This window comes from Azospirillum sp. B2RO_4 (assembly GCF_051124815.1).
GTDB lineage: Bacteria > Pseudomonadota > Alphaproteobacteria > Azospirillales > Azospirillaceae > Azospirillum.
Window position 1 is genome coordinate 78,022 of the sequence record NZ_CP118490.1, and the last position, 12,107, is coordinate 90,128.

Genomic DNA, 12,107 nt, shown 5'->3' on the forward strand with positions numbered 1-12,107 from the left:
GGCGCGACAACGCCACGAGACTCTCACGCCACTTCGCGCTGATGAGCATGACGAAGCACCTCCTTGAGTTCAGGCACGCAGGAACCACAATTCGTGCCTGCCTTCAACGCCGCACCAATCTCCGCCACGCTGGTCAGCCGCCGGTCGCGGATGGCGCCGGCCAGCCGGTTGATCCCGACGCTGAAACAGGCGCAGACGATCCGCCCCTCATCGGCCTGCACACCCGGCGCCCGCCCGGCGAGCAGCCCGGCCCGCGTGCCGTCGTCCAGCCCGTCCGCTTCCAGCAGCCCGGCGAGCCAGCCGCGCGGCGGCAAACGCTCGTCGGCGGCGACGAACAGGCAGGCCTCCAGCCGGTCGCCATCCATCCAGGCCATGCGCAAGCCGCCGCGCGCGTGGTCGTGGAACTCCACCGCCGCCTCCGACGGGTCGAGTGCGGGCAGCCAATCAGCCACCGCCGGGATGGCTCCGATCCCCGCCATCTCCACCAGATGCCCGCCGGCCACCGCGCGCCGGGCCCAATAGCCGCCATGCCCAGGCTCCACCGGCCGCCGGGTCAGCAGGAAGGCGGTCCAATGCGCCCGCCAGGGCTCCACCGTCGCCGGCATCCGCTTCAGGTCCGGCTGGCCGGAGACCGGGTCCACCGCCTCATCGTCGATCAGCCGGCCGATGACGCAGGCGCCGGTGAAGCGGTCGGTCCAGTGCATCGGCAGGAAGACGGTGCCCGCGCTTTGGGCATCGGTGACGCGCACCCGCGCCAAAGCCTCCCCCGCTGCCGTGGCGATGCGGGCAAAGCCGCCATCGACCAGCCCCCGCGCCGCCGCATCCGTCGGGTGAATGTCCAGCCGAGGCTCCGGCGCATGGGCGGACAGCCGCGCCGACAATCCGGTGCGGGTCATCGTGTGCCACTGGTCGCGCAGCCGACCGGTGTTCAGCAGCAATGCCCCATCCGGCACCGCGCGCGGCAGCGGCTTCGCCGTGACCGCCAGCATCCGGGCGCGCCCGTCCGCGGTGAAGAAATGGCCATCGCCGAACAGCCGCGTCTGCGGCTCGCCGCCTGCGCGCCAGGGCCAGGGGAAGGGCGCCAGCGCGTCGTAACCGGCATCGCCCAGCCCGCTCAGCGCGCCGATGTCGAAAGCGCGCGTCCCGCCATTCTCGAAATCCGACAGCGCGGCATGCTCGCGGAACACCGCGGCGGCGCTCTCATAGGGAAAGCCCTCGGCGAAACCCATCCGCCGCGCGACCTGCGTCATGATCCACCAGTCGGCCCGCGCCTCCCCGGCCTCCGCCTTGAAGGCGCGCTGGCGCGAGATCGTGCGGTCGGAGTTGGTGACGGTGCCGTCCTTCTCGCTCCAGCCCTTGGCCGGCAGGCGGATATGGGCGAAGCGGCCGGTGTCGGTGTCGCGGATGCAGTCGGAAACCACCACCGTCTCGCAGCGCTCCAGCGCCCGGCGCACCCGGCCGGCGTCGGGCATGCTGACGGCCGGGTTGGTCGCCATGATCCACACCGCCTTGACCGTGCCGGCCTCGATGGCGCGGAACAGGTCGACCGCCTTCAGCCCCGGCTTGTCCGCCATGTGCGGCGCGCTCCAGAAGCGGCCGACCCGGTCCACCTCCTCCGCCGTGAAGCCCATATGCGCGGCAAGCTGGTTCGCCAGCCCGCCGACCTCGCGCCCGCCCATGGCGTTCGGCTGCCCGGTGACGGAGAAGGGACCGCAGCCCGGCCGGCCGATGCGCCCGGTCAGGAAATGGGCGTTCAGGATGGTGTTGACGGTGTCGCTGCCCTGGGACGACTGATTGACGCCTTGCGAATAGACCGTCACCACCCGGTCCGTCGCCGCGAACTCCCCATAGAAGGCGGCGACCTCCGCCGCGTCCAGCCCGCAGCGGTGGGCGACGGTCGCGATGTCCGGCGCATCGGCACGGGCGGCGGCCAGCGCCTCCTCCACCCCCTCGGCATGAGCGGCGGTGAAACCGGCATCGCGATGCCCACGGCTGTCGAGATAGGCCAGCAGCCCGTTGAACAGGACCGCGTCGGTGCCGGCCTTCAGCGCCAGATGGCGGTCGGCGGCATCGACGCAATCCGTCCGCCGCGGATCGACCACGACGATGCGCGTGCCCCGTTCCGCCCGCGCCGCCAGCAGCCGCTGGTTCAGCACCGGATGGCACCAGGCGAGGTTCGACCCCACCAGCACCACCAGATCGGCGCACTCGAAATCCTCGTAGCTCCCCGGCACCGCGTCGGCGCCCAAGCCACGTTTGTGCCCGACCACCGACGACGCCATGCACAGGCGCGAGTTGGTGTCGATGTTCGCCGAGCCGATGAAGCCTTTCATCAGCTTGTTGGCGACGTAATAATCCTCGGTCAGCAGCTGGCCGGAGACATAGAAGGCCACCGAATCCGGCCCATGCGTCGCGATGGTGTCGGAAAAGCGCCGGGCCACCGCGTCCAGCGCCTCGTCCCACGACACCCGCCGGTCCGCGATCTCGGGATGGAGCAGCCGCCCCTCCGGCACCAGCGTATCGGCCAGCGCCGATCCCTTGGAGCAGAGCCGCCCCCGGTTGGCCGGGTGATCGGCATCGCCGCGCACGGTCACGGCGCCGCCATCCACTCCGTCCGCCGCCACCCGCGCGATCACCCCGCACCCGACCCCGCAATAGGGACAGGTGGTCTTCACCTCCCGTTCACCGCCCTTGCCCGGCCCGGAAGATGGCTCCGCCCCGTCAAACATGGCCGCAGGCCTTGCGGCAGCCGCCGCGCGACAGCTTGGCCTCGCCGAGCGCGAGGGAGACGCTGCGCCCCTCGACCCGCACCGGGACATGGCCGGTGCGGCCCTCGTCGGGGGCGACCGCCTCGCCGGTCGCCAGTTCGATCACCCAATTGTGCAGCGGGCAGGTGACGCGCCGGCCATGGACGATGCCCTGCGACAGCGGCCCCTGCTTGTGCGGGCAGGCGTCCTCCAGCGCAAAGACCTCATCCTGCGCCGTGCGGAACAGCGCGATGTCGCCATCGGGGGTGCGGACGACGCGCGAGCCCAGCACCGGGATGTCGTCGATGCTGCCGACCTGGGTCCAGACCGTTTCCATGATGATGCTGTCCATGATCCCTTACCCCACTTCGGCGAGCAGATTGAATTCGTGACGGTCGACGCCCTTGGCGGCGCGCTCCGCCCACGGATCGTCCTGCGAGAAGGTCTGCGAGAACAGGAAGCGCGCGTTCAACGCCCGCCGCCGCTCCGGATCATCGACCAGCGCCGCCTTGATGTGGTCGAGGCCGACCCGCTCCACCCACGGCGCGGTGCGCTCCAGATAGCGGGCCTCCTCGCGGTACAGCTGCATGAAGGCGCCGGTGTATTCCAGCACCTCCTCCTCCGTCGCGACGCGGACCAGCAGGTCGCAGGCCCGGACATGCAGGCCGCCGTTGCCGCCGACATGCAGCTCGTATCCGCTGTCGATGCAGACGACGCCCAGATCCTTGATGGTCGCCTCGGCGCAGTTGCGCGGGCAGCCGGACACCGCCAGCTTGACCTTGTGCGGGGTCCAGGTGCCCCAGGTCATCCGCTCCAGCTTCACGCCCAGTCCGGTCGAATCCTGCGTACCGAAGCGGCACCACTCCGACCCGACGCAGGTCTTCACCGTGCGCAGTCCCTTGGCATAGGCATGGCCCGAGACCATCCCGGCGGCGTTCAGGTCGGCCCAGACCGCCGGCAGATCCTCCTTCTTCACCCCGAACAGGTCGATGCGCTGGCCGCCGGTGACCTTCACGGTGGGGATGGCGAATTTGTCCACCACATCCGCGATGGCGCGCAGTTCCGCAGCACTGGTCAGCCCGCCCCACATGCGCGGCACGACCGAATAGGTGCCGTCCTTCTGGATGTTGGCGTGGGCGCGCTCGTTGATGTAGCGCGACTGGTAATCGTCCTTGTACTCGCCCGGCCACGCGCACAGCAGGTAGTAGTTCAGCGCCGGGCGGCAGGAGGCGCAGCCGTCGGGAGTCGTCCATTCCATCGCCTGGAAAACGTCGGCCATGGTCTTCAGCCCATGCTCGACAATAGCGGCACGCACCGCGTCATGGCCATGGTGGGTGCATTTGCACATCGCCTTGACCTTGGGAGCGGCCTTGAAGCCGTCGCCCAGCGTCGCCGCCAGCAGCGCCTCGACCTGACCGGAGCAGCCGCCGCAGGAGGCCGATGCCTTGGTGTGGGACTTCACCTCGTCCAGGCTGGTCAGGCCCTTCTCGGTGATCGCCTTGACGATGGTGCCCTTGCACACGCCGTTGCAGCCGCAGATCTCCGCACTGTCGGGGAGCGCCGCAACGGCGGCATTAGGGTTTCCGGAATTGGCGCTCCCGAACCCCTGGCCGAAGATCATGGTGTCGCGCTCGGCCGAGACGTCTGCGCCATCCTTCAGCAGCGAGAAGTACCAGGCGCCGTCCTTGGTGTCGCCATACATCACCGCGCCCAGCAGCCGGTTGTCCTTCAGCACAAGCCGCTTGTAGACGCCGCGCGCCGCATCGCGGAACACGATGTCCTCCGTCCCCTCGCCGCCCGAGAAATCGCCGGCCGAGAACACGTCTACGCCCGTGACCTTCAGCTTGGTCGAGGTGACGGAGCCGGTGTAGGCCGCACCCTCCCCGCCGGCGAGGTCGTGGGCCAGCACCTTTGCCATCTCGAACAGCGGGGCGACGAGGCCCCAGGTGACGCCGCGATGCTCGACGCATTCGCCGACCGCGTAGATCGACGGGTCGCTGGTGCGCATCTGGTCATCCACCCGGATGCCGCGCCCACAGTCCAGCCCGGCCGCCTTGCCCAGCGCCATGTTGGGGCGGATGCCGACCGCCATGACGACGATGTCGGCCGGCAGCTCGCGCCCATCCTTCAACCGCACCGCGCTGACCCACCCGTCCCCGACGATTTCCGCCGTATCGGCGCCGGTCAGCACCTCGATGCCGCGGCGCTCCAGCTCGCGCTGCAGCAGCATGCCGGCCGACGGGTCGAGCTGGCGTTCCATCAGCGTCGGCATCAGGTGGATGACGGTGACCTCCATCCCCTTCACCCGCAGCCCGTTGGCGGCTTCCAGCCCCAAGAGCCCGCCGCCGATCACCACGGCGCGGCCGCCCTTGGCCGCCGCCGCCAGCATCGCGTCCACATCGGCCAGATCGCGGAAGCCGATGACGCCCGGCAGGGTCGATCCCGGCACCGGGATGATGAAGGGCATCGAGCCGGTGGCGATCAACAGCTTGTCATAGGGAACGACCCGGCCGGACTGCGAAACCACCGTCTTGGCCTCGCGGTCGATGCCCTCCACCGGCTCGCCGGTCAGGAGCGTGATGCCGTTGGCGTCGTACCACTCGCGGCTGTTCAGCACGATCTGGTCGAAGGTCTTCTCCCCCGCCAGCACCGGCGACAGCATGATGCGGTTGTAGTTCGGATGCGGCTCGGCCCCGAAGACGGTGACATCAAAGCGGCCCGGCGCCTTGGCCAGCAGCTCTTCCACCGTCTTCATGCCGGCCATGCCGTTGCCGACAACCACCAGCCGCTCCTTGGCCGGGCCGGCACCGGGCAGTTCAGCCTCGTTCAGTTCAACGACGGGCCCGTTGTTCGATGAGAGATGCATGTCCATGGCGCGTCTGCCTCGTCAATCGTGTCCGGCCTGCCGCAAAGTCAGGCACGGGGCCAAAAAGAAAGGCGTCCGAACGGGTCGTCTCCCGGTCCCGCGAGTGGCTCGCGAAGGCGGGTGCAGACCTGTTCGGACGCCGTTGTCCGGGCGGTTCGTCGTCGAACCAGAGCCAAATCCGCGCGTCGTCGCGTGGGATTCGGCGGTGTCGCGGGCACTGGCGACGTTGCCGGCGCCCGCTGTTGTCTCGCCAATCCCTTCGCAATCCGCGTGCCAATCGCCGCGCCGGCAGCTCCGCACGGGAAAACTCCAGGGAATCCGTGGGGTCCCGTCCGGATCCGCACCCAAGACCTAGGTGCCTGTTTTTGGATCATCCCTAAGTATTGCACAAAGGATGACCACACCGGCTTGTGTGCGCCGCAAAAACCGGCAGGCGGAGTGTGGCCCGGGTTGGGTGCCTCATACCTTCCGCTGGGTCATAGCCAGCAAAATCAACCTCTGTGGCCCGATTTCCGGCAAAACCCATCCTTTGGCATGAGGATTGCGAAGAGGGAGGCCAGAGACGCGCCAACGACGGTGCGTGCATCCCAAGCGTCCAATGATGGGCCAGCCCCCGGCAGTGTTGCCGACCCCGGTATCGACAGGCTTTTCCGCTCGATCCCGCTGGACGCTTTCGACGGCCAAGGTGCGCACAAGCGATCTGCCCGAAAAACAGCCAGTCCGGGACCTGCCCAGAAAATCGCCAAAGCTCGAAACCGGTGTCGCCCCACCCGGCCGCTGGCCCGGATTTCAGAGATGGAGCAACCGACGTGGCCCAAACCTCCCGCACCTTCCGCCAGCTTCTCGCATCCGCCGCTGCGGTCGTCGCCCTGACCGCAGGCGTCTCTGCCCATGCCGCTCCGCTCGACGTGGAGAAGGACCAGCTGAAGCTCGGCTTCATCAAGCTGACCGACATGGCGCCGCTCGCCGTCGCCGTGGAAAAGGGCTTCTTCGAGGATGAAGGGCTGTCCGTCACGCTGGAGCCGCAGGCGAATTGGAAGGTCCTGCTCGACCGCGTGATCTCCGGCGAGCTGGACGGCGCCCATATGCTGGCCGGCCAGCCGCTGGGCGCGACCATCGGCTTCGGCACCAAGGCGCACATCGTCACCGCCTTCTCGATGGACCTGAACGGCAACGGCATCACGCTGTCGAACGAGGTCTGGCAGAAGATGAAGGCCAATGTGCCCAACGGCGCCGACGGCAAGCCGGTCCACCCGATCAAGGCCGACGCGCTGAAACCGGTGATCGCCCAGTACAAGGCGGAGGGCAAGCCCTTCAACATGGGCATGGTCTTCCCGGTCTCGACCCACAATTACGAACTGCGCTACTGGTTGGCGTCGGGCGGGATCAACCCCGGCTATTACAGCCCGACCGACGTGTCGGGCCAGATCGGCGCCGACGCGCTGCTCTCCGTCACCCCGCCGCCGCAGATGCCGGCGACGCTGGAGGCCGGCACCATCTACGGCTACAGCGTCGGCGAGCCGTGGAACCAGCAGGCGGTGGTCAAGGGCATCGGCGTGCCGGTCATCACCGACACCGAAATCTGGAAGAACAACCCCGAGAAGGTCTTCGGCATCACCGACGACTGGGCCAAGAAGAACCCCAAGACCCATCTGGCCGTCGTCAAGGCGCTGATCCGCGCCGCCCAGTGGCTGGACGAGAACAACAACGCCAACCGCGCCGAAGCGGTGAAGATCCTGGCCAAGTCCGAATATGTCGGCGCCGACGCCAAGGTGATCGCCAACTCGATGACCGGCACCTTCGAGTATGAGAAGGGCGACAAGCGCGACGTTCCCGACTTCAACGTCTTCTTCCGCTACAACGCGACCTACCCCTTCTATTCCGACGCCGTCTGGTACCTGACCCAGATGCGCCGCTGGGGCCAGATCGCCGAGGCCAAGCCCGACAGCTGGTACGACCAGACCGCGCGCAGCGTCTACAAGCCGGACATCTACCTGCAGGCCGCCAAGCTGCTGGTCGAGGAAGGCAAGGCGAAAGAGGCCGATTTCCCGTGGAAGAGCGACGGCTACAAGCCGGTCGACACCGGCTTCATCGACGGCATCCCGTATGACGGCCACAAGCCGAACGACTACCTCGCCAAGCAGCCCATCGGCCTGAAGGGCGACCAGAAGGTCGAAGGCGGTCAGGTTGTGGGGGGCTGAGCGCCCTCACGTCGCCCCCACCACCGACAGCCAGGAGTCCCCCGCCATGACCAGCCTGACCGACACCTCCGCCGACCTCGCCCGCGCCCAGCGCAAGGCGCGCCGCGCCCACACCCTCAACCGCGTCGCCTCCGTCCTGACCACCGTCGGGCTGGGCTGGCTGGCGCCGCTGCTGCGGCTCGCCGCCGGCGAGAATCCGCGTCAGCAGGGCATCGAGCTGTGGCGCCAGATGGGCGTGCCGCTGACCGCCATCCTGCTGTTCCTCGCCGCCTGGGGCTGGGCCGCCCCGCAGGTCCACACCAGCCTCGGCGCCATCCCCGGCCCGGCCCAGGTGTGGGAGCAGGCAACCAACCTCTACGCCGACCACAAGGCCGAGCGCGCCAAGGAAGCCGCCTTTTACGAACGCCAGGAAAAGCGCAATGCCGAAAAGCTGGCGAAGAACCCGGCGGCGGAGGTGAAGACCCTGCCCTATGCCGGCAAGCCGACCTACCTCGACCAGATCGTCACCAGCCTGAAGACGGTCTTCACCGGCTTCCTGCTCGGCGCCCTGATTGCGGTGCCGCTGGGCGTGGCGAGCGGCCTGTCGCCGACCGTCAACGCCGCGATCAACCCGCTGATCCAGATCTTCAAGCCGGTGTCGCCGCTGGCCTGGCTGCCGCTGGTCACCATGGTGGTCAGCGCCACCGTGGCGAGCGACAACCCGCTGTTCGAGAAGTCCTTCCTGACCTCCGCCATCACCGTCACGCTGTGCTCGCTGTGGCCGACCCTGATCAACACGGCGGTCGGCGTGTCTTCCATCGACCGCGACCTGATGAATGTCGGCAAGGTGCTTCAGCTCTCCGGCTTCACCATGGTGCGCCGCCTCGTGCTGCCGTCGGCCCTGCCCTTCATCTTCACCGGGCTGCGGCTGTCGCTGGGCGTGGGCTGGATGGTGCTGATCGCCGCGGAGATGCTGGCCCAGAACCCCGGCCTCGGCAAGTTCGTCTGGGACGAGTTCCAGAACGGTTCGTCCAGCTCGCTCGCCAAGATCATGGTCGCCGTCTTCACCATCGGCCTGATCGGCTTCCTGCTCGACCGCGTGATGCTGGCGCTGCAGTCCGCCGTCAGCCACAGCCCCGCCCGCTAAAGCGAAGGAGAAGACGGCCATGGCGATCCTGGACCTGAAGGGCGTGTCGAAGTCCTACGGCGGCAACACCGTGCTCCACAACATCGACCTGTCGATCGAAGAGGGCGAGTTCGTCGCCATCGTCGGTTTCTCCGGCTCCGGCAAGTCGACGCTGATCAACCTGATCGCCGGTCTGGCGATGCCGGACGCCGGCGAGGTGCTCTATCGCGGCAAGCCGGTGACCGGACCCGGCCCGGAGCGCGGTCTGGTCTTCCAGTCCTATTCGCTGATGCCCTGGCTCAGCGTGAAGGAGAATGTCGCGCTGGCGGTGGACGCCGTCCACAAGGCCAAGCCGTCGGCCGAGCGCGGCGTGCTGACCCGCCGGGCGGTGGAGACGGTCGGCCTCGGCCACGCCACCGACCGCCGGCCCAAGGAGCTGTCGGGCGGCATGCGCCAGCGCGTCGGCTTCGCCCGCGCGCTCGCCATGAGCCCGGAGATGCTGCTGCTGGACGAGCCGCTTTCCGCGCTCGACGCCCTGACCCGCGCCAAGCTGCAGGACGAGATCGAGGCGATCTGGCGCAAGGACCGCAAGACCGTCATCCTCATCACCAACGATGTGGACGAGGCGATCCTGCTGGCCGACCGCATTATCCCGCTTACGCCCGGCCCCAACGCCACGCTCGGCCCCGCCTTCACCGTCGATCTGCCGCGCCCGCGCGACCGCACCGCCGTCAACCATGACGAGGATTTCAAGCGGCTGCGCGCCGAGGTCACCGCCTACCTGATGGAGGTCGGCGTCGCCCGCGGCACCGGCGGGGATGACAGCCTGACCCTGCCCGACCTGAAGCCGATCACCGCCGCCCCGCCCCCCGCCGCCTATATCGAGGCGATGGGCGGGCGCGGGATGGAGGACCGCTATCTGGAATTCACCCGCCTGACCAAGACCTTCGCCACGCCCAAGGGTCCGCTGACCGTGGTGGACGGCTTCGACCTGAAGATGCGCAAGGGCGAGTTCGTCTCGCTGATCGGCCATTCCGGCTGCGGCAAGTCCACCGTGCTGTCGATGGTGGCGGGGCTGGCCGACGTGACCAGCGGCGGCATCGTGCTGGACGGCAAGGAGGTCGACGGCGCCGGCCCCGACCGCGCCGTGGTGTTCCAGGCCCCCAGCCTGTTCCCCTGGCTGACCGCCTACGAGAACGTCATGCTCGGCGTCGACCGCGTCTTCCCGCATGCCAACAAGGGCGAGCGCGCCGACATCGCCCGCTATTACCTCGCCCGCGTCGGGCTTGGCGACAGCATGGACCGCAAGGCGTCGGAGTTGTCCAACGGTATGAAGCAGCGCGTCGGCATCGCCCGCGCCTTCGCCCTGTCGCCCAAGCTGCTGCTGCTGGACGAGCCCTTCGGCATGCTCGACAGCCTGACCCGCTGGGAGTTGCAGGAGGTGCTGATGGAGGTTTGGGCGCGCACCAAGGTGACGGCGGTCTGCGTCACCCACGATGTCGACGAGGCACTGCTGCTGGCCGACCGGGTGGTGATGATGACCAATGGCCCCAACGCCAAGATCGGCCACATCCTGAACGTCGACATCCCCCACCCGCGCACCCGTCAGGCCCTGCTGGAGCACCCGCGCTATTACGACTACCGGGAAGAGCTGCTGAACTTCCTCGAAGGCGGCCATGCCGGGGCGCCGAAAAAGGCGGCGTGACCGGCGTCCCACTCCCCGAAAAGCCCACCGAAGACCCATCGACAAGCTGGCCCCGCGGGACCAGCTTGTTGTCTTTCGGCATGACGGACGAGGGAGATCAAGATGAAGCGCGTGACCCTGCCGGACGGCACCGAGGTCCCGGCTCTCGGCCAGGGCACCTGGATGATGGCGGAGGGGCGCGGCGACCGCGCCGCCGAGATCGCCGCGCTGCGGGCCGGCATCGACCGCGGCATGACCCTGATCGACACCGCCGAGATGTATGGCGACGGCGCCTCGGAGGAACTTGTCGGTGAGGCCATCGCCGGCCGCCGCGACGGCCTGTTCATCGTCACCAAGGTCCTGCCCAGCAACGCGTCGCGCATCGGCACGGTCAAGGCCTGCGAGCGCAGCCTGAAGCGGCTGGGGATCGACCGCATAGACCTCTACCTGCTGCACTGGCGCGGCGGCGTGCCGCTGGAGGAGACGGTCGAGGCGTTCCAATCGCTGATCCAGGCCGGCAAGATCGCCCGCTGGGGCGTGTCCAACTTCGACGTGGACGATCTGGAGGAACTGGCGGACATCACCGACCTGCACGGCTGCGCCGTCAATCAGGTGCTCTACAACCCCGAACATCGCGGCATCGAGTACGACCTTCTGCCCTTCCAGCACACCGCGCGCATGCCGGTGATGGCCTATTCCCCCATCGGCCAGGGCGGCCGCCTGCTGCGCTCCCCGGCATTGCTGTCGGTTGCCAAACGCCACGACGCCACCCCGGCGCAGGTGGCGATTGCCTGGGCGTTGCGGCAACAGGGCGTCATCGCGATTCCCAAGGCGGGAACCACCGCCCACGCGCTTCAGAACGCCGAGGCGGTGAAGCTGACCCTGACCGGCGAGGACATCGCGGAGATCGACCGGGCCTTCCCGCCGCCCAAGCGCAAGCAGCCGCTGGCGATGATTTGAGAATCTTAAGATCGAGGGGTTCCAAAATGGCGAAGGCCGCCAATGATCTTGCCCCACCAAACCGGAGCAAGATCATACCCCCGATGCGCCCGTTGGCGCTCTGATCCTCGCCGTGAAATCCTTCACCAGCCGCGACATGCTCCGTACGGGGCGGTGTTCCTGGGAGGATCTGAAGATGCTGAGGTCCGTGATTGCTGCTGCCACCATGGCTTTGGCGCTCGCTGCCAGTTTGGGAGCGGCGACCGCGGCGACCGCGCAGCAGGAGAGGATGAAGACCTGCAATGCCGATGCGGCGGCCAAGAGCCTGAAAGGTGACGAGCGCAAGGCGTTCATGAGCACCTGCCTCTCTGATAAGGCGGCCGCCCAACCCACCAAGCCGGTGACGGCTCAACAGGAAAAGATGAAGAAGTGCAATGCCGAAGCGGCCGGTAAAACCGGCGAGGACCGGAAGGCATTCATGAGCAGTTGCCTGAAGGGCTGACCGTCCAGGCAGGGACCGGCAGTTCGTGGCGATCCTCGCAGCCATTCCCAGCGACGGGCTCGA

At 68.1% G+C, this 12,107-nt stretch carries 8 protein-coding genes; 5 read left to right on the forward strand and 3 right to left on the reverse strand.

Annotated features, from left to right (window positions below; translation table 11 throughout):
* Positions 1 to 23 precede the first annotated feature (23 nt).
* From PWS46_RS26525 to nirB, 3 genes are read right to left on the reverse strand one after another with little or no spacing between them, the layout of a single operon-like run.
* Positions 24 to 2,729 (reverse strand): molybdopterin-dependent oxidoreductase, encoded by a 2,706-nt coding sequence (locus PWS46_RS26525; protein WP_434624954.1) that lies wholly within the window; start codon positions 2,727 to 2,729, stop codon positions 24 to 26.
* Positions 2,722 to 3,099, reverse strand: a complete 378-nt coding sequence (gene nirD / locus PWS46_RS26530; protein ID WP_434624955.1) for a nitrite reductase small subunit NirD — start codon at positions 3,097 to 3,099, stop codon at positions 2,722 to 2,724. Before nirD ends, PWS46_RS26525 begins: the two co-directional genes overlap by 8 nt.
* Positions 3,100 to 3,105: 6 nt before the next feature.
* Positions 3,106 to 5,613 carry a nitrite reductase large subunit NirB gene (gene nirB / locus PWS46_RS26535; RefSeq protein ID WP_434625214.1) on the reverse strand — a complete coding sequence of 836 codons (2,508 nt, stop codon included), beginning with the start codon at positions 5,611 to 5,613 and terminating at the stop codon, positions 3,106 to 3,108.
* Between the two features lie 809 nt (positions 5,614 to 6,422).
* On the opposite strand from nirB, the gene PWS46_RS26540 reads away from it, so the two are divergent.
* From PWS46_RS26540 to PWS46_RS26560, 5 genes are all read left to right on the forward strand, one after another.
* Positions 6,423 to 7,814, forward strand: coding sequence for a CmpA/NrtA family ABC transporter substrate-binding protein (locus tag PWS46_RS26540; protein WP_434624957.1), 1,392 nt, complete (start codon positions 6,423 to 6,425; stop codon positions 7,812 to 7,814).
* 46 nt (positions 7,815 to 7,860) lie between these two features.
* Positions 7,861 to 8,940 carry an ABC transporter permease gene (locus PWS46_RS26545; RefSeq protein ID WP_434624959.1) on the forward strand — a complete coding sequence of 360 codons (1,080 nt, stop codon included), beginning with the start codon at positions 7,861 to 7,863 and terminating at the stop codon, positions 8,938 to 8,940.
* A gap of 19 nt (positions 8,941 to 8,959) precedes the next feature.
* Entirely contained in the window at positions 8,960 to 10,624 is a 1,665-nt protein-coding gene (locus PWS46_RS26550; RefSeq protein ID WP_434624961.1) for an ABC transporter ATP-binding protein, read from the forward strand.
* 102 nt (positions 10,625 to 10,726) lie between these two features.
* Positions 10,727 to 11,563 (forward strand): aldo/keto reductase, encoded by an 837-nt coding sequence (locus PWS46_RS26555; RefSeq protein ID WP_295837934.1) that lies wholly within the window; start codon positions 10,727 to 10,729, stop codon positions 11,561 to 11,563.
* Between the two features lie 175 nt (positions 11,564 to 11,738).
* Positions 11,739 to 12,044, forward strand: coding sequence for a PsiF family protein (locus PWS46_RS26560; RefSeq protein ID WP_434624963.1), 306 nt, complete (start codon positions 11,739 to 11,741; stop codon positions 12,042 to 12,044).
* The last annotated feature ends 63 nt before the right edge of the window (positions 12,045 to 12,107 follow it).